Raw genomic sequence first — 18567 nt, 5'->3', positions numbered from 1 at the left:
ATCCTGCGAAAAGGGTGCGGGCCATTCTACTGATGCCATCCCCTCAAAAATGTAGGTGTGCAGCCTGTTGTGCTGGCTGTGTGCTCCAGGTATGGGGGCGGGGCGACCAGTCCTCGGTGGCCTGCACCAGGGCGCCGACGTAGCCACCCAGGTCGATCCCCAATGCGCTGGTGGCCGCCTCGGCGCCGGCATCCCTGCGGCTGGCGCTGGTGGCGAAACGGCTGAACGCAGGCCAGTCGCGCGCCAGCTGCGCCACGGCGATGCGGGCCAGGTCGTAGGACAGGGCGTTGCCTTCGTCCGTGCGGTGGAACGAGTCGCCCGACCAGAATTCCTGCATGCGCTCGGCATTCCAGAACGCCTGGTGGCGCTGGTGCATGGCCTGCGGCGACTGCGCGGGGCGCCCGGCACCCGCGATGCGGTGCTCGGTGTTCACGGCCAGGCCTTCGTCCAGCCAGGTGGGCAGGCGCAGCCAGGCCAGCGCACTGTGCGTGAGCTCGTGCGCGATCACGGGTTCGATGCTGGACAGGTCGGCCTGCACCACCACGAAATGCGGGCAGCCGTTGTGGATGAACATGCCGCCGCTGAAGGCGAACTCGCCGCCATCGGGGTAGAACTGGCCCACGTAGTGGTAGTAGAGCTCCTGGCTTTCCAGCACCAGCAGCACGCTTTTCTCGCCGGGGTTGAAGCGCGCCACACCGTCGAGCACGCGTGCGACGCGCTGGCGCGTCTTGGTCACATAGCCGGCCATGGCCTGTGCCACAGGGGCTTCCAGTGCAGACAGGATGTACACGTCCTGGCTTTCATGCAGGTGCATGTGCGGGCCGATCGCGTCGCGCAGGTGCAGCAGCCAGGCGCGGCGGCCCTGGTCGATGGCGTGGGTCGTGGCCTCGGGGCTGCCGGCCTGCTGTGCCCAGAGGTCGAGTGCCTGCCAGTCCAGGGCGGGCAGGTCCGCAGGCGCGATCAGGTGGTCCAGCAGGTCGAAGGGGGCCAGGCCGGGGATGCGCAGGACCTCCGGCGCGGGCGGCTGCTCGCCGCCATGCCCGGGCAAGGACGCCGCGGTGGACGGAGAATCCGCGGGTGGGGCAAACTGGTAGCGCGCCATGAAGGCGCCCAGGAAGGGCAGGATCCAGATGCCCATCACCATCAGGGCCTTGCGGTTGCCGAACTCGTCGCTGCGCAGCACGCGCCGCGTGGCCCAGATGTTGAGCAGCACCAGGGCCGCAAGGAGCGCGAGGAAGATGGCGAGGGCAGGGGGCATGGGCGATGGCAGCGTGGTGGCGGGCAAATGGCCGCATGCTAAGGCAATGCGGACCCGCCCAGGCGCCCTGTGCTGCACTTGCCGGCCCCGGCCGAGAAACTGTTCACGTTTCCTCGCGGGATCGTGGGTGCCTACACGCCCAGGTGCTGCTCCAGCAGGTGCGGCTGGGAGCACAGGGTCTCCGAGCTGCCCTCGAACACCACCTGGCCCTTGACCAGGATGACGTTGCGGTCGGTGATCTGGGTGACGTGCTTCCAGTTCTTGTCCACGATCACGCTGCTGATGCCGCTGGCCTTGATGAGGCTGCAGATGCGCCAGATCTCGCGCGCGATCAACGGGGCCAGGCCTTCGGTGGCCTCGTCGAGGATGAGCACGTCCGGGTTGGTCATCAGCGCGCGGCCGATGGTCAGCATCTGCTGCTCGCCGCCGCTCAACTGCTGGCCACCATGGCCCAGGCGCTCCTTGAGGCGCGGAAAGGTCTCCAGCACGCGCTCGTAGGTCCAGTCGCGCTGGCCGCGTGTGCCGGCGCGCGCGGCCATCTGCAGGTTCTCGACCACGCTCAGGTTGCCGAAAATGCCGCGCCCCTCGGGCACATAGGCAATCCCCAGGCGTGCCACCTCGTAGGGTGGGCGGCCCGTGGTGTCGCGCCCGGCCACGGCCACACTGCCCGAGCGGGGCTTGACCAGGCCCATGAGCGACTTGAGCAAGGTGCTTTTGCCCATGCCGTTGCGGCCCATGAGGCCGATGGTCTCCGCCTGGCCCACGGTGAAGTCCACGCCGTGCAGGATGTGGCTGGCGCCGTAGAAGGTGTTGAGGCCGCGGGCCTCGATCAGGGGTGGGTGCTGCTGTGCCATGGTCAATGTTCTTCACCAAGATAGGCGGCCTGCACGTTGGCATCGGCGCGCACCTCGGGCGGCGTGCCGCTGGCGATGGCCTCGCCGTTGACCATCACCGTGAGGTGGTCGGCCAGGGCGAACACGGCGTCCATGTCGTGCTCCACCAGCATCATCGCGTGCCCGGGCTTGATGCGCAGCAGCAACTGCACCATGCGCTCGGCCTCGGCCACACCCATGCCGGCCAGGGGCTCGTCGAGCAGCAGCACCTGGGGTTCGGTGGCCAGTGTCATGGCGATCTCGAGCTGGCGCTGCTCGCCATGGCTCATGGTGCCGGCCACGGTATCGCGCCGCGCCTGCAGGCCCGCCAGTTCGATGGCACGGTCGACGCGCTCGTTGCTGGCGCGGTTGTGCGGGCCGGCATGGCGCGTGTCGCGCCACCAGCGCAGCGGGTTCCAGGGCTGCTGGGCATCGCGCGACTGGGCGGCCAGGCGCACGTTCTCGTGCACGCTGAAGGGCAGGAAGATGTTGGTCTTCTGGTAGCTGCGGCCCAGGCCCTGGCGCGAGATGCGCTCCGACGCCCAGCCGGTCACCTCCGTGCCGCCCAGCCGTATCTGGCCGGCCGAGGGCGGCAGGTCGCCCGAGAGCAGGTTGGTCAGCGTGGACTTGCCCGCGCCGTTGGGCCCGATCACCGCGTGGATGCGGCCGCGCCACAGGTCCACCGAGACGCCGTTGACGGCGGCCAAGCCACCGAAGCGCTTGGTGATCTTGTGGGCCGACAGCAGGACTTCGTGGGGGGTATCAGCCATGGTGTGTGCCTCCCTTGGCTGCGCGCAGGCGCACCAGCATGCCCAGCAGGCCGCGCGGCGCCACCAGCACCACCAGCACGATGAAGCTGCCCATGAGCAGTTGCCAGTGCTTGGTGATGTCCTTGAACACGTGCAGCAGGTACTCGAACGCGAATGCGCCGACGATGGCCCCTGCGAAGTTGCCCATGCCGCCCAGGATGACCATCATGATGGCGTGCGCGCTCATGTGAAAGCCCATGAGCTCGGGGTTCACATAGCCCGTCTGTGCACCCCAGAGGTAGCCCGCCAGGCCTGCCAGGGCGCCCGCCACCGTGAAGGCCGTGAGCTTGTAGCCCTGCGTGGAAAAGCCCATGGCGCGCATGCGGTGCTCGTTGACGCGGATGCCCGAAAGGGCCCGGCCCAGGGGGCTCCACAGCAGGCGGCGCAGTCCCACGTAGACCAGCACCACCAGCGCCAGCGTGAAGTAGTAGAAGGTGCGGCGCCCTTCCAGGTCGAACAGCAGCCAGCCGAACACCGAGGCGTCGGGGCGGAAGTTGATGTAGATGCCGTCCGATCCGCCCAGCACCTTGTTGTCGAAGAACAGGTAGAACACCATCTGCGCGAACGCCATGGTCACCATGATGAAGTAGATGCCGTGCGTGCGCACCACGAAGAAGCCGATGAACAACGCCACCAGGGCCGAGCCCGCCACCGCGGCCGGCAGCGTCCACCACAGGCTGACCGGCGCATCGGCCGGGGTGAGGAAGGCTAGCGCATAGCCGGCCACGCCGAAGTAGGCCGCATGGCCCAGCGAGACCAGGCCGGTCACGCCCTGCAGCAGGTCCAGGCTCATCGCGAAGATGGCCATGATCATCATGCGCGTGACCATCTGCACATAGAAGTCGCTGCCCACGAAGGGAAAGGCGAGCAGCGCGACGAGGCCGAGCGCGAGCACGAACTGCACGCTGCGCGGCAGCACCTCCAGGTTGGTGCGGGGGGCGCTCATGCTGCGTTCCCCTGCCATGGGGATGGCGCGAAGCGCTTCATTGGGTGGATCGTCATCATTGTTTGAACAGGCCTTCGGGTTTCCAGAGCAGCACGGCCGCCATCAGCATGTAGACCAGCATGCCGGCCACGGAGGGCAGCAGCACCTTGCCGAAGGTGTCCACCAGGCCCACCAGCAGCGCCGAGATCAGGGCCCCGCGCACCGAGCCGATGCCCCCGATGACTACCACCACGAAGCACATGATGAGCACCGAGGAGCCCATGTTGGGGTAGACGCTGGAGACCGGCGCGGCCACCATGCCGGCCATGGCCGCCAGGCCCACGCCCAGCGCGAACACGATGGCGTGGATGAGCTTGATGTTCACCCCCAGCGACTCGGCCATGTCGCGGTTGAAGGCGCCCGCGCGGATCTTCATGCCCAGCCGGGTCTTGGAGATCAGGAGGTACAGGCCGATGGCCAGCACGATGCACACGCCCGAGATGAACAGGCGGTACACGGGGTAGGAGAGGGTGTCGGTGAGCGGGATCGACCAGTCCAGCAGCTTCGGGATGGCCACGCCGTGCACGTCGTCGCCCCAGAGGATGGAGCGCAGCTCCTCGAAGATGTAGATCAGCCCGAAGGTGAGCAGCACCTGGTCCAGGTGGTCGCGGTGGTAGAAATGGCGAAACAGCAGCCATTCGAGCGCCAGCCCGAAGGCCACGGCCAGCACCGCGCCGCCCAGGATGGCCAGGGTGAGGCTGCCGAAGTGGCCCGACAGCGAATACGCCAGGTAGGCGCCCAGCATGTAGAAGCTGCCGTGCGCCAGGTTCACCACGCCCATGATCCCGAAGATCAGCGTGAGGCCGGCCGCCAGCATGAACAGCAGGAGGCCGTACTGCACGCCGTTGAGCAACTGGATCAGGAAGGTGGCGAAGTCCATGGTGGCGTGCAAAGAATGGCGATGGTGGGTCTCAGGCCGCGCGGCGCGTGACCAGCAGCAGCGAACCCATCAGGGTGAACAGCCCACCCGAGATGCGGTTGAACCAGCGCATGCGGTTGCCCGCGCGCAGGGCCGGGGCCAGCCGGGCCACGCCCAGGGCGCACAGCGTGAGCACCGTGAACTCGAAGGCCACGAAGGTCGCGGCCAGGATGGCGAACTGCGGCGCAAAGGACAGCGCAGGGTTCAGGAACTGCGGGAAGAAGGCCGTGAAGAACAGGATGGCCTTGGGGTTGCTGCCGCCCACGATCAGGCCCTGCACGAACAGCCGGTGGGCTGGCACGGCGGGAGCCGCAGTGGCGCCCTCGGGCATCTGGTCGAACACCGTGCCCTGGCTGCGGAAGGTCTTGATGCCCAGCCAGATCAGGTAGGCCGCGCCTGCGGCCTTGAGGATCCAGAAGGCAGTTTCGGAGGCGGCCAGCAGCGCGCCCAGGCCCAGGGCCGACAGCAGCATGGTGCCCAGCACGGCGGTGACGCTGCCCCCGGCAGCCGCCATGGCCTTGCGCGGGCCGTGTTGCAGCGAGGTGGTCATGCACATCAGCATGGTCGGGCCGGGTGAGAGCACCAGCAGGGCCACGGCGGCCAGGTAAAGCAGGTAGGTACTGAGGGTCATGGGAGGGGTGATCCAGAGGGTGGCCGCAAAGTCCGGGCGCACGAAGGACTGGCCTGCCGCATTGGCAGGCAAGGTCATTGTGTCAAATTCCGGGGCTTTGAAACCTTTGCGAATTGGCATTCAGCCGGATGGCTAGGCGGTGGGCCGCAGACAGTGCTGTAGCACGGCAAGGCCCACCAACGACGCCAGCCGGTTGAAGGTCAATTCGCCTCAGGCCATGCGGCAGCCGGCGCCGCTGTCGGAGAGGGCTTTCGCCGCCACGCCGACCACCTTGTTTTCCTTGTTCTCGACCACGCGCAGGTAGATGTCCTGCACCGGGTTGTGGGCCTTGCTCATGGTCCACTTGCCGCGCGGGCTGTCGATCACGGCGCTCTCCAGCGCCTTGTACAGCGCGGGCTTGGCGGCCAGGTCGCCCTTGACGGCGTTGGCACCCTGCACCAGCAGCAGGCCGGTGTCGTAGCCCTGCACGGCGTACACGTCGGGCTGGCTGCGGAAGGTCTTGGCGTATTCCAGGCGGAACTGCTTGTTGCGCGGTGTGTCCAGCGAGTCGCTGTAGTGCATGGTGGTGATGATGCCGTCGGCCGCAGGGCCGGCCGCATCGAGCACGCCTTCGGTCAGGAAGCCCGAGCCGTACAGCGGGATCTTGTCCTTGAGACCGGCGGCCGCATAGTCCTTGATGAACTTGGCCGCGCCGCCACCGGCGAAGAAGCAGGCCACGGCATCGGGCTTGAGCGCCGCGATCTCGGTCAGCAGCGCCTGGAATTCCACGTTCGGGAAGGGCAGGCCCAGTTCCTTGACGATGGTGCCGCCGGCAGCGGTGTAGCTTTGCTTGAAGCCCTCGAAGGCCTCGTCGCCGGCCGCGTACTTCCAGGTGATCCAGACAGCCTTCTTGTGGCCCTTGTCCATCATCGCCTTGCCCAGTGCCAGCGTGGGCTGGGAGTTGCTGAACGAGGTGCGGAACACATTGGGCGCGCACAGCGCGCGGGTGGCGGCATGCACGCCCGCATTGGGGATCAGGTTGAGCACACCGGTGTCGCGCGCGACCTTCTGAATGCCCATCTGCACGCCTGAGTGCACGGTGCCGATCAGCACGTCCACCTTGTCGCGCTGCACCAGCTTGCTGGCGTTTTCCACGCCCTTGCTGGGCTCGGACTCATCGTCCACCTTGAACCACTCGATCTCGCGCCCGCCGAGCTTGCCGCCCTGCTGGTCGATGGCCATGCGCACGCCGTTCTCGATGGCCACGCCCAACTGTGCGAAAGTGCCCGTGTAGGGCAGCATGAAGCCCACGCGCACCTTGCCGCTCTGGGCCCGCACGATGGAGGGCAGCAGCAGGCCCGTGGAAGCGGCGCCGACGAGGGCTGCGCTGCGGCTGATGACGAGGCGGCGAGTGGTCATGGGGAGTGTCTCCTTTGTTTAGGCTTAAAGTAATTTAACTCCAAGCCCCGTGGTGAAAACCTATGGCTTACCCGTACCGGTACTGGCGTGCAGGTGTTCTTCCCGTGCCGCGAGATCCCGTTGTCAGGCCGCTGGCTGCCCATGGGTAACGTGAAGTAAACTGCATTAAACACGGTGTACATGCAGTATAGAGCATGTTTTTTGGGTCGTGGGACGCTGTTTGCCCCATGGGGCTAGGTAGTTTCGAGCATAGGCCGGGTTTTTTTACCCACCCTGGCAGGGCCGGGTTTGCACCCGCTTGGTGCATGCGATGCCAGTGCCCGGCAAAATGGCAGGCTGCATGCGGCGCGGCATGCACTCCCACCGCTTTGCGGGGCGGGGTGCCGTGCCGGTGTGTGAATGTTCCGTCCCCATGTCTGCACCGCCCCAGCCCCCTCTGCCTTCTTCTCCAGCCCCGGAGCCTGATCCTCCCCCCTTGCCAGCCTCGCGCCCCGTCGTGGCCCGTTTGCCGACGCGGGTGCGGATCGTGCGCTGGCTGCGCCATTTCTGGCCGGCCCCGCTGGGCATCGATGGCCGCGAGCGCCTGCGCTTCATCGTGGGCGCCGTGCTGGGCATCTTCCTGACAGCGGTGCTCAGCCGCTGGTGGGTGGGCGGTGGGAATGCCCACGGGCCCTGGATGCTGGGGGCGCTGGGCGCCAGCGCCGTGCTGGTGTTCGGCATGCCGTCGAGCCCGCTGGCCCAGCCCTGGCCGGTGCTGGGCGGCAGCACCCTGTCGGCAATGGTGGGGGCGGCGTGTGCTGCGCTGGTGCCCGACCCGGCCGTGGCGGGCGCGCTGGCCGTAGGCCTGGCCATCGCCCTCATGGTGCCGCTGCGCTGCCTGCACCCGCCCGGGGGGTCCATGGCGCTGTACGTGGTGCTCACGGCGAGCGACGGCCTGCACCTGGCGGCGTTTCCTGTTCTCTTCAACGTGCTGGTGCTGCTGCTGGCGGGCGTGGTCTACAACAGCCTGACCGGGCGCAGCTACCCGCATCCGCAGCAGTCGCCTGCACGCACCGCCGTGGCCAAGGGGGCCTTTGCCGCATCGGATGTGGATGCCGCGCTGGCGCACTACAACCAGGTGCTGGACGTGAGCCGCGCCGACCTCGAAGGCCTGCTGCAACTGGCGGGCCGCGCGGCCTTCCAGCGCACGCTGGGCGAGGTGCGCTGCGCCGACATCATGTCGCGGCCGGCCATGGCGGTGGAGCAGGGCGTGTCGCTCAAGGATGCGTGGACCCTGATGCGCATCGAAAAGATCAAGGCCCTGCCCGTGGTGGATGCGGGGCGGCAGGTGCTTGGCATCGTCACGGTGGCCGATTTCATGCGCCTGGCCAACCTCGACCTGCACGAGGGCCTGGGCCAGCGGCTGCGCGCCCTCGTCAAGGGCCGCAGCGGCCAGCCCGCCAGCGTGGGCGAGATCATGACGCACCCGGTGCAGGTGGCCCGGGTGGGCCAGCACGCCATGGACCTGGTGCCCCTGTTCTCGCAGGGCGGGCACCACCACATTCCCATCGTCGACGATGGCGGGCACCTGGTGGGCATCATCACCCAGACCGACCTGGTGCGCACCCTGGCGGTGGCCGTGCAGGGGCAGGATCCAGGGGCCTGACAGGCCTGCGGGGGCTGCCTGCAGAGGTGCTGCGCCGCTGCGGCATTCTCGCCATAGGCAAGTACGGGTACATCGCGGTACAATCGACAGGCTATGCACAGCGCTCTGCCTGTCCATTGATACGGATTTGCCTTTAACCGTGTAGCGTCGTTGGTTCGCCTTGCCGTGCTACAGCACTGTCTGCGGCTCCCGCCTAGCTACACGGTCAAATGCAAATCCGTATGAAGCCGTCTCCCCGGCCCTCTGCCTGATCTGCGCCCCGGGTGCAGCGACTCCCACCGCCCGCAATGCACCGTGTGTCGAGCCCGACCACGCTGCATCGGCCGTGGTGGATGCCCCAGCGTTCAGGTGCCGATCACCAGATTTTTTGATTTTTGAAAAGACAAGAGAACATGGCCAAAGAAGAACTGATTGAAATGCAAGGCTCCGTGACCGAAGTGCTGCCCGACTCGCGCTTTCGCGTGACGCTGGACAACGGTCACCAGCTGATTGCTTACACCGGCGGCAAGATGCGCAAGCACCACATCCGCATCCTGGCGGGCGACAAGGTCTCACTGGAAATGTCGCCTTACGACCTCTCCAAGGGCCGCATCACCTTCCGCCACCTGGCCGGCCGCGGCCCAGGCCCGTCGAGCCGCTGATTGCAGGCCACCCTGCGGCCGCTGATGCGCGGTCGTGTGCTGGTGCCTGTGGGCTCGCCGTAGTGTCTTCCCCGTTGGTTGTTGGTTATTGATTGAGTTTTCCCTCCCATCGCCGCAGTTTGCATCGCCCTGGATGCATGACAGCACTGCCGATGGAACCCTGGTCCGATGCAGTCGCTGCAAAAAAATCAAAAAAAGCGCGCATTTGGTCAGAACCCGAAATTTCCCGGGTTAGAATACGAGCTGTCGGAGCGTAGCGCAGCCTGGTAGCGCATCTGCTTTGGGAGCAGAGGGTCGCGAGTTCGAATCCCGCCGCTCCGACCATTATTGGCAAGGCCTGCAGAAGCAATTCTGCAGGCCTTTTGTCATTTCAGGGCCTGCACTGCGCAGGCCTTTTCTTTTGGCCCACTGCAAGCGGCGCCCCTTCCTGGCATGGCTCCAATGACCCGCGGGAATGCTCTGAAAAGCCGCCGCGGTTAGCGGAATGGGGTACGATAACTGTATGAAAATACAGTATCCCATCGCTCCCCCAGCCCTGCCGTGCAGGATGCTCCGGGGTTGGGTGCGCAAGCCGCACCTCTCTGCCTGACCCCGTGCATGTCCATCCCGGGTTGCCTCGCTCATGTCCGCCGTCCCCCTCCGTTCCGTGCCCGCTGGTGCCCCGCCCCGGCTGGCAGGCGTGTGGCTGGCCGACCAACTGGGCACATCCGCCGCAGCGCGGGTGCAGGCCACGGGGCATGCGCTGCTCGATGCGCAGCTGCCGGGTGGGGGCTGGCCCCTGGGGGCCTTGACCGAGGTGCTGCAGCCTGCAGCCGGGCTGCACGTGTGGCAACTGGTGCTGCCGGCACTGGCCCAGGCCACGGCTGAGCGGCCGGGGGCCGTGGTGCTGGTGGCGCCGCCCCATGAGCCCTTTGCCCCCGCCCTGCGCGCGGGTGGGCTGGACGCGGCGCGGCTGTGCCGCGTGCAGGCCACCTCGGCGGCGCAGGCATTGTGGGCGGCCGAGCAGGCCCTGCGCTGCCGCGATGTGCAGGCGGTGCTGGCCTGGCTGCCGCAGGCCGCGCCCGAATCGCTAAGGCGGCTGCAGCTGGCTGCCGCGCAGATGGGGCAGCTGCTGTGGGTGTTTCGCCCGGCCAAGGTGCGCCAGCAGGCATCGCCCGCGCCGCTGCGGCTGTGGGTCGAGGCCGTGGCCGCATCGGGCGGCGCCGAGCTGCAGGTGCAGGTGCTCAAGCGCCGTGGGCCCCCCATGGAGCAGCCCCTGGTGCTGCCGGCCAGCAACGCGGCGCTGGCCCGGGTGCTGGCCGCATCGGCGGCGCGCGGCGAGGGGCGGCGTGCGCCGCCACAGCAGCAGCCAGCAAAGCCTGCCGTGCTGCTGCCGCTGGCGGCGTGGCTGGACCGCTTGCCCGCAGGAGGTGTGCAGCATGCACTGGATCGCATGGCCGTTGCCGCCCACCACCCCCACTGACGGCGGATCCTCCCGCCCTGGTGCTGGCGCGCCGGCCGCTGCCGGGCCGCACCCACCCTTGCCGCAAGCGCCGCACGAACACTGGTGGGCGCTGCAGTTCACGCCGCGCGTGGCGCGGGTGGAGGACGAGGCCTTGCTGCTCGAAGTGTCGGCCACGGAGCGCCTGTGGGGCGGGCGCGCAGCATTGCTCGCCCAACTGCAACGGCACAGCCCGCCCTGGTCCGGCCACCTGCCCGCAGAAGCCGGCCACCCATCGCCAGGGCCTGCGCAGCAGGAGGGCCCAACCCCTTTTGCCGAGGCCCCCACCTCGCTGCAGGCCCTGGCCCTGTTGCGCCTGCAACTGGCAGGCCAGCCCGCGCCCCGGCACCTGCCCGATGGCCTGCCGCTGCACACGCTGACGGCGCTGCACCCGCACCTGCCCAGCCTGGCGCGCATGGGTTGCCGTACCTGGGGGGCCTTGCGTGCGCTGCCGCGCGACGGTGTGGCACGGCGCCTGGGCGCGGCCGTGCTGCTGGCGCTGGACCGGGCCTATGGCCACATCGCCCACAACCATGCCTGGGTGGAGCTGCCCGAGCGCTTTGAGCTGACGGCCGAGCTGCCCGCGCTGGCCACCTCGGCCGACGCCTTGCTGTGGTCCGCGAGCCGGCTGCTCTCGGCCCTGCAGGCCTGGCTGCAGGCACGCCAGCAGGGCGTTCTGGCGCTGGAGCTGGCCTGGCGGCACGACCTGCGCCGGGTCGACGGTGTGCTCATCGCCCCCTGGCATGCGCTGCCCGTGCGCACCGCCCAGCCCACGCACGAGCTGGCTCACCTGCGCCGCCTGCTGGCCGAGAACCTGGCGCGCACGCCCCTGGCCGCGCCCGCCAACCAGATCACGCTGCGTGCGCTGGAGACCGCACCGCTGCCGCATGCCAGTGCCCACCTGCTGCCGCCCGATGGATCGTCGGCCGCCGGTGACCAGGAGGGCGAGGCCTGGCACCAGCTGGTCGAGCGCCTCTCGGCCCGCCTGGGCACGGATGCGGTGCAGTCCGTCACCCTGCTGGCGGACCACCGGCCCGAATGCATGCAGCGCTGGCAGCCCACCGCAGGCCGTGCACCGGCGACATCCAGGGAACGGCAGGGCGCCCACGCACCCGAGGCCGTGCTGTGGCCCACCTGGCTGCTGCGCACGCCGCAGCGCCTGGCCATGCAGGGCCACCGGCCGTGCTACCAGGGGCGGCTGAGCCTGCTGGCCGGGCCGCACCGGTTCGACATGGCCTGGTGGGAGGAAGGCGAGAGCCAGGTCCCCGCCAGTGCCAGCGACATGGTGCAGCGCGACTATTTCGTGGCCGTGAGCCCGGGGGCAGGGCGTGTTTGGGTGTTCCGTGAACGACCGGTGCATGCGCTGCCGGCGACGTCGGCAGACCACTGGTTCCTGCAGGGCCTGTATGCATGAGCGGACCGGCACATGACCCACACCCTTCCTGACCGCAGCCCCACCGGGGTGGCCTCGCCGCCTGCCTTGCCGGACTATGCCGAACTGCACTGCATCTCCAGTTTCAGCTTCCAGCGCGGCGCCTCGCAGCCCCGGGACCTGGTGGAACGCGCGGCCGAGCTGGGCTACCGCGCGCTGGCGCTGACCGACGAGTGCTCGGTGGCCGGCGTGGTGCGGGCCCATGGACCGGCCAAGGAGCTGGGCCTGCAGTTCATCCCGGGCAGCGAGTTCGCCTACCCGGGCTTTCGGCTGGTGGCATTGCCGCGCAACGTCGAGGGCTGGGGCAACCTGTGCGAGTTCATCAGTGCGGCACGCCGTACCGCGCCCAAGGGGACCTATGAACTGGGACCTGTGTCCGATGTGGCGCGGCTGCAGGACTGCGAGCTGCTGCTCATTCCCGACCGCAGCCTGCAACATGCGATGGAGACCGATGCCTTGCTGGCTTGCGTCCGCCAGGCACAGGTGGATTTCGGTCAGCGCTTCTGGCTGGGCGTGGAACTGCTGCTCGCGCCCGATGACGACCTGTGGCTGGCCACGCTGCAGCAGGTGGGACGCCAGGCGGGCGTGTCCCTGGTGGCTGCGGGCGATGTGCACATGCACCTGCGCTCGCAAAAGCGCCTGCAGGACGTGATCACCGCCGTGCGCCAGGGCTGCACCGTGGCAGAGTGTGGCTTTGCGCTGCAGCCCAATGCCGAGCGCCACCTGCGCCAGCGCGTGCGCCTGGCCGGCATCTACCCACCCGAACTGCTTGAGGCCACGCTGGAGATCGCGGCACGCTGCACCTTCAGCCTCGACGAGATCAAGTACCAGTACCCGCTGGAAGCCGTGCCCGAGGGCATGACGCCGGCGGAGGGCCTGGCCTGGCTGACCTGGGCGGGGGCGCAAAGCCGCTACCCGCAGGGTGTGCCGGACAAGGTGGTGGCGCAGATACTGCGCGAGCTCGCGCTGATCGCCGATTGCCAGTACGAGATGTACTTCCTCACCGTGCACGACATCGTGCGCTTTGCACGCGGCGAAGGCATCCTGTGCCAGGGCCGCGGCTCGGCCGCCAACTCGGCCGTGTGCTACTGCCTGGGCATCACCGAGGTGGACCCGGAGCGCACCAAGCTGCTGTTCGAGCGCTTCATCAGCAAGGAGCGCAAGGAGCCGCCCGACATCGACGTGGACTTCGAGCACAACCGGCGCGAGGAGGTCATCCAGTATGTCTACACCAAGTACGGCCGCAACCGCGCCGCCATTGCCGCCGTGGTCACCAGCTACCGCACCCGCAGCGTGCTGCGCGACGTGGGCAAGGCGCTGGGCGTGCCTGCGCAACTGGTCGACGCCTTTGCCAAGGACCACCACTGGTTCGATGAAGCATTTGCTGCGCACCGCCTGCAGGAGATGGCACTCGCCATGGGCGAGCACCTGAGCCTGCACACGGCCGAAACGTGGTTGAAATTGTCGGGGCAGCTCAAGGGCTTTCCGCGGCACCTGAGCCAGCATGTGGGCGGCTTTGTGCTCACGCAGGGGCTGCTCACGCGCATCGTGCCGGTGGAGAACGCGGCCATGGTCAATCGCTCCATCATCCAGTGGGACAAGGACGACCTCGATGAGATGCACCTGATGAAGGTGGACGTCCTGGCCCTGGGCATGCTCAGCGCGCTGCGCCGCTGCCTGGACCTGCGCGCCAGCCTGCGCGGCGAGCGCTGGGAGTTGCACCAGATTCCCCCCGAAGACCCTGCCACCTACGACATGATCTGCGCCGCCGATACCGTGGGTGTGTTCCAGATCGAAAGCAGGGCCCAGATGAGCATGCTGCCGCGGCTGCGGCCGAAGGTGTTCTATGACTTGGTGGTGGAGGTCGCCATCGTTCGGCCAGGGCCCATCCAGGGCGGCATGGTGCACCCCTATCTGCAGGCGCGCGAAAAGCAGCGCAAGGGGGAAAAACTGAAACTGGAAAAGGAAGAGTTGGGCGACGCCCTGGAACGCACGCTGGGCATACCTATCTTCCAGGAACAGGTGATGCAGATTGCGATGATCGCCGCCAAGTTTTCCGCATCGGAGGCCGATGCCCTGCGCCGCTCCATGGCCGCGTGGAAGCGCACTGGCGGGGTGCACCGCTTTGAAGAGCGCCTGGTCGAGGGCATGGTGAAAAACAAGTATGACCGTGGATTCGCCGAACGCGTCTTCAAGCAGATGCTGGGCTTTGGCGAATACGGCTTCCCCGAAAGCCATGCCTTCAGCTTTGCGATGCTGGCCTACAGCAGCAGCTGGCTCAAGTGCCATGAGCCCGCCTGCTTTCTGGCGGCACTGCTCAACTCACTGCCCATGGGCTTCTACACCGCTTCGCAACTGGTGCAGGACGCCCGCCGCCATGGCGTGCGCGTGCTGCCCATCGACGTCACCCGCAGCGACGTGGACTGCACGCTCGAAGGCACGCCCGAGAGGCTGCGGCCCGACAAGGGCCTGCCTGCACCCCCGTTACCTCAACCCGCTGTGCGCCTGGGCTTGCGCCTGGTCGGCAGCCTGGAGCAGGGCGCGGCCGAGCGCCTGGTGGTGGCCCGTGCGCAGGGGCCCTTTGCCAGCACCGAAGACCTGGCCCTGCGCGCGCGCCTGAACCACCAGGACATGCAGATACTCGCTGCGGCCGACGCGCTGGCCCGCCTCTCGGGCCACCGGCGCCAGCAGATGTGGGATGCGTCTGCCCAGCATGCCGCACCGGCCCTGCTGCGCGATGTGCCGGTGAACGAGGCCCCGCTGCAACTGCCCGAGGCGCCCGAGGGCGAGGAGATCCTGTTCGACTATGCGGCCACCGGCCTCACCTTGCGCCGCCACCCGCTGGCACTGCTGCGCGGCCGGCTCGCGCGCTGGCGCCTGCTCACGGCGCTGCAGCTGCGCAACGTGCCCGATGGTCGGCTGGTGCGCGCCTGCGGCATCGTCACCGTGCGCCAGCGGCCCGGCTCGGCCAAGGGCACCATGTTCGTGACCCTGGAGGACGAGACCGGCCCCGTCAACGTCATCGTCTGGCCGGCCATGGTGGAGCAGTGGCGCGACGCCATCCTGCGCTCACGCCTGCTGGCCGTGCAAGGGGTCTGGCAGTGCAGCCGGCATGGTGAGGACGAGGAGAAGGGGATCGCAGGCAGCGCTGGGGAGGCTTTTGTGGTGCGCCACCTGGTGGCCCAGCGCTTCAAGGACCTGACGCCGCTGCTGGGCCGCATGGCCGGGGCGCTCGATGGCAGCCGGGACTTCCATTGATACGGGTTTGCCTTTGAGCGTCTGGCGTCGTTGGTTCGCCTTGCCGTGCTGTAGCACTGTCTGCGGCTTCCCGCCTAGCCATACGATCAAATGCAAATCCGTATGGGCGCTGCGGCTACTGCTCTTTCAGGTACGCCCCTGGGTCGATGAAGAAGGCTTTCTTGACCCCCTGGGTTGCCCCGTCGATCTGCCACGGTGCAGGCAGCAGCCGCACGATGGAATAGTGCAGGTGCGGCGGCTTGCCCTGGGCATTGCCGCTGGCCCCCACGGTGCCAATGGCGCTGCCCGATGCCACCGGCGCCAGCGCGTCGGTCGTGATGCGGTCCAGGTGCGCGAAGTAATGCAGGCGCCAGCGCGGGCCGAGCACCAGCACTACCTTGCCGCCCTTGGCGATCTCGCCCGTGAAAAGCACCATGCCATCCGTGGTGCTGAGCACCGGCGTGCCCGTCTTGCCGAAGATGTCGATGCCCTTGTGCACACCCGAGGTGCCCCAGGGTTCGAACCAGAACGACTGGGCGTTCCAGTCCTTCGGGGTGGCTCCGGCCACGGGGATCCGGATGCGCTCCGGCACGGCCAGGCCCAGGGCCAGCACCACCAGGGCGGCCAGCACCAGGTACTTGAGAATCTTCATGGAGGGAAAGCGCTGCACCTTGGTGCGCGCCGGGAGTGGCAACGGGTGGGATTATTCCTGCAACCGTTGTCCCTGGCCAATCAGCGCGCGGTGGCCGGCTTGCTCGCGGCACGCCGCGCAGGCTCGGACGCGGTGCCCGCTGCCCCCTGGGCGCCGGGCTTCACGGGCTCCTTGGCCAGGTCCAGCAGCGGCTTGCAGTAGGTGTCGTCATCGGCGGCCGGCACCGTCACGGGCACCAGGGCCAGCGCTGCAGGCGCTGCCACGGCGGCGACCACCGCGGCGCCCGCGCGCAGCAGCAGGGGGCCAGGCTCCACACCGACGTTGGGATTGCCGAAGGTGCCCTTCACATACAGCGGCGTGCGCAGCGAGAAGAACTTCCACTTCAGCGACTCGGGCTTGATGCGCAGGTCCAGGGCTTCGGTGCCCAGGTCGATGGTGCCCGTGGCCTCGATCACCGCATCGTCGGTGCTCATCTTCACCACGCGGGTCTGGGCCAGCCCCTCGACCACGGTGAAGTCGGCCACCGCGCAGCGCAGGTGCACTTCCTTGTCATCGCCGAACAGCTTGCCGACGATGATGCTGCCCACATTCAGCGCGGCCAGGTCCAGCATCTGCTTGCTCAGCGTGCCCTCGCGCACATACAGCCGCGCCTCGCCCGTGCCCTTGCCCAGCAGGCCCGCCACGCTGTTGCCCTGGCTTTGCAGCGCCACGGCGCCGTCCATGCGGCCGAAGCTCTTCTTCATCAGTTCGACCTTGGGGAACAGGGCCGAGAGCTTGAGCCCTTCCACCTTGCCGCGGATCTGTGCCTTGAGTGGCGGTGCGCGCCCGTCGATGCTCACTTCGGACTCGATCTTTCCCTCGGCCACGCCGAAGGTCAGCGGTGCCAGCCTGAGCTGTGCGTTGTCCATCACGGCGCGCATGCTCAGGTTCTCCAGCGGCAGGCTTTCGGGGCGGATGATGTTCTTGCCCTTGAACTGGATGTCCATGTCCATCGCGTTCCATCGCTCGGCCGCGAACTTCGCGTCCGGCAACACCTTGCCCTTGTCCTTGCCATCGCCTCTGCCATCGCTCTTGCCGCGGTGGGTGTTGTCGCTTGCCGTGGTGCCCAGGGCCGGGCCCAGGTCGGCCAGGCGCAGCTGGTTCGAGTTCATGCTGCCCGTCAGCTTGGGCCGCGGCTTGCCCGAGGTGTACTTGAGGTTGCCGTGCAGGTCGCTCTGACCCACCTTGCCGTGGAAATCGCTGTAGCTCCACACGGCGCGCTCGGGCTCCAGGCTGCCGGTCAGGTGCCCGCGCGTCTCGAAGGGCGGTGTGCTGGGCAGCACCAGCCCCGTCACCTCGTACAGGTCGGCCATGCTGCCGGCCTTGAGCCTCACGTCGAAGTCCATGCCCGACAGGGCCCCGGGGTTGGCCAGAATGCCTTCTGCCGACAGCGCCGCACCGCCCGCGGTGGCCTCGATCTGCAGCGGGTAGTTGACCACCTTGTCGCGCAGGCTGATCACCTGGCCGGCCCGGCCGCTGCCTTGGACCTGTGCCTTGGCAATGCGGCCCTGCAGCTCGAATTGCAGGCCGTAGGGCACGGGGGCGCTGCTCCCGCTGTCCTTGCCGGCCGCTGCGTCGCGCGAGGCCGCAGCTTCGGCCGAGGAGGCCGCCGCTGACGCGGGCAGGGCGGATTCCTTGGCCGCCTTCGCACTGCCTGCCCGTGCGGGATCGATCGGCTCCGTGGTGTTCACCCGCGCCTGCAGGTCCACATCCTTCATCGCATCGGCATAGGCCAGCAGCCCCTGGTTGACCACCAGCCGGTCCAGGTCGAAGGTCCAGCGGCTCTTGGGGGTGTCCTCGTCCTTGTGCTTGAAGGTCCAGTTGTTGCTGCCATCCTTGGTGCGGGCCAGCGCGATCTCCGGGTCGGTCAGGGCCAAGGTGTCCACGGCCAGGTGGCGGCGCAGCAGCGGCAGCAGGCTGATGGAGGCACTCGCGCTGCCGATGCTGGCCATGGTCGCGGTGCCGGACAGGGTGGCCGTGGTCGGCGGCGTGGATGTCGAGGCCGACCCCACCGAAGCGGCGCTGGCCGGGGCCCGGGCCGCAGTGGTGCCTTGCGCCTTGTCGCTGCCCCTGGCCTTGCCTTTCTTTGGGTCATCGCCGCTGAACGGGGGCTCGAACCCGGCAGGGTTGTCCATCACCAGGCGCTCGGCCTTCACCGTCACGCCCGGCACCCAGCGGCGCCAGCCTTCTTCCAGCGGCTGAGGCCAGCGCCAGGCGGCCGACAGGTCGCCCTCGATCTCGAAGCGCCGGCCCGTGGCCTCGCTGACCTTCTCGTTGACCCAGGGCTTGTAGCGGTTCCAGTCCATCAGTGCCAGCACCACGCCGACCAGGATGGCCAGGCCCACCAGCAGGCCGGCCAGTACGAGCAACCACTTCATCAGCCGGTGCAAGGGCTTGCGGGCAGGGCGGCCGGCCGCCGGTGGCGGGCTGGGCAGGTCGGTCGATGGCGTGGCGGGCATGGGGACAGGTTTTATCCAAAAGAGCGAAGATCAGTGCACATGCCGCAAGGCCATGGGCCGTTGCATGCGGTGCGGGCCATGCTAGCCCGCAACCGCGCCTGCGGGGGGCG

General features: G+C 68.2%; 14 protein-coding genes and 1 tRNA gene. 6 read left to right on the top strand and 9 right to left on the bottom strand.

Annotated features, from left to right (window positions below; all coding sequences use genetic code 11):
- Positions 1-43 precede the first annotated feature (43 nt).
- The 7 genes from PMI14_RS18935 to PMI14_RS18905 all read right to left on the bottom strand — a co-directional run bounded on the left by PMI14_RS18935 (position 44) and on the right by PMI14_RS18905 (position 6872).
- A complete protein-coding gene (locus tag PMI14_RS18935; RefSeq protein WP_007856910.1) occupies positions 44-1258 on the bottom strand; it encodes a hypothetical protein in 1215 nt (404 codons plus the stop codon).
- Between the two features lie 131 nt (positions 1259-1389).
- Positions 1390-2112 (bottom strand): ABC transporter ATP-binding protein, encoded by a 723-nt coding sequence (locus tag PMI14_RS18930; RefSeq protein WP_007856909.1) that lies wholly within the window; start codon positions 2110-2112, stop codon positions 1390-1392.
- Between the two features lie 2 nt (positions 2113-2114).
- On the bottom strand, positions 2115-2900 hold the full coding sequence (locus PMI14_RS18925) for an ABC transporter ATP-binding protein (RefSeq protein WP_007856908.1): 786 nt from the start codon (positions 2898-2900) through the stop codon (positions 2115-2117).
- Positions 2893-3885, bottom strand: a complete 993-nt coding sequence (locus PMI14_RS18920; protein WP_035204606.1) for a branched-chain amino acid ABC transporter permease — start codon at positions 3883-3885, stop codon at positions 2893-2895. Before PMI14_RS18920 ends, PMI14_RS18925 begins: the two co-directional genes overlap by 8 nt.
- 55 nt (positions 3886-3940) lie before the next feature.
- The gene (locus tag PMI14_RS18915) at positions 3941-4804 is read right to left on the bottom strand and encodes a branched-chain amino acid ABC transporter permease (protein WP_007856906.1); all 864 of its coding nucleotides are present in this window, start codon (positions 4802-4804) and stop codon (positions 3941-3943) included.
- 31 nt (positions 4805-4835) lie between these two features.
- Complete coding sequence (locus PMI14_RS18910; RefSeq protein WP_007856905.1) at positions 4836-5552, bottom strand: LysE family translocator; 717 nt, start codon at positions 5550-5552, stop codon at positions 4836-4838.
- Positions 5553-5684: 132 nt separating this feature from the next.
- The gene (locus PMI14_RS18905; RefSeq protein ID WP_007856904.1) at positions 5685-6872 is read right to left on the bottom strand and encodes an ABC transporter substrate-binding protein; all 1188 of its coding nucleotides are present in this window, start codon (positions 6870-6872) and stop codon (positions 5685-5687) included.
- Between the two features lie 340 nt (positions 6873-7212).
- Here PMI14_RS18905 and PMI14_RS18900 point away from each other — a divergent pair, with 340 nt between their 5' ends.
- The 6 genes from PMI14_RS18900 (at position 7213) to PMI14_RS18875 (ending at position 15328) form a co-directional block, all read left to right on the top strand.
- Positions 7213-8517 (top strand): HPP family protein, encoded by a 1305-nt coding sequence (locus tag PMI14_RS18900; RefSeq protein WP_007856903.1) that lies wholly within the window; start codon positions 7213-7215, stop codon positions 8515-8517.
- 392 nt (positions 8518-8909) lie between these two features.
- Positions 8910-9158 (top strand): translation initiation factor IF-1, encoded by a 249-nt coding sequence (gene infA / locus PMI14_RS18895; protein ID WP_007856902.1) that lies wholly within the window; start codon positions 8910-8912, stop codon positions 9156-9158.
- Positions 9159-9405: 247 nt separating this feature from the next.
- Positions 9406-9482 (top strand) — tRNA-Pro (locus PMI14_RS18890).
- A 298-nt stretch (positions 9483-9780) separates the two neighbouring features.
- On the top strand, positions 9781-10620 hold the full coding sequence (gene imuA, locus PMI14_RS18885) for a translesion DNA synthesis-associated protein ImuA (protein WP_007856901.1): 840 nt from the start codon (positions 9781-9783) through the stop codon (positions 10618-10620).
- A complete protein-coding gene (locus PMI14_RS18880; RefSeq protein ID WP_007856900.1) occupies positions 10577-12052 on the top strand; it encodes a DNA polymerase Y family protein in 1476 nt (491 codons plus the stop codon). Before imuA ends, PMI14_RS18880 begins: the two co-directional genes overlap by 44 nt.
- 12 nt (positions 12053-12064) lie before the next feature.
- Positions 12065-15328: an error-prone DNA polymerase gene (locus PMI14_RS18875; protein WP_007856899.1), complete on the top strand. Its 3264-nt coding sequence runs from the start codon at positions 12065-12067 to the stop codon at positions 15326-15328.
- Positions 15329-15443: 115 nt separating this feature from the next.
- Here the strand turns inward: PMI14_RS18875 and PMI14_RS18870 are convergent, their stop codons facing one another.
- Together PMI14_RS18870 and PMI14_RS33630 are read right to left on the bottom strand one after the other, a co-directional pair.
- The gene (locus tag PMI14_RS18870; RefSeq protein ID WP_007856898.1) at positions 15444-15959 is read right to left on the bottom strand and encodes a M23 family metallopeptidase; all 516 of its coding nucleotides are present in this window, start codon (positions 15957-15959) and stop codon (positions 15444-15446) included.
- 80 nt (positions 15960-16039) lie between these two features.
- A complete protein-coding gene (locus PMI14_RS33630) occupies positions 16040-18457 on the bottom strand; it encodes an AsmA family protein (protein ID WP_007856897.1) in 2418 nt (805 codons plus the stop codon).
- Positions 18458-18567 lie beyond the last annotated feature (110 nt).

The sequence above is a fragment of the Acidovorax sp. CF316 genome, assembly GCF_000276605.1.
Lineage (GTDB): Bacteria > Pseudomonadota > Gammaproteobacteria > Burkholderiales > Burkholderiaceae_C > Acidovorax.
Note: the sequence above shows the minus strand (reverse complement) of the source record. Positions and strands in the feature narration are given on the sequence as shown.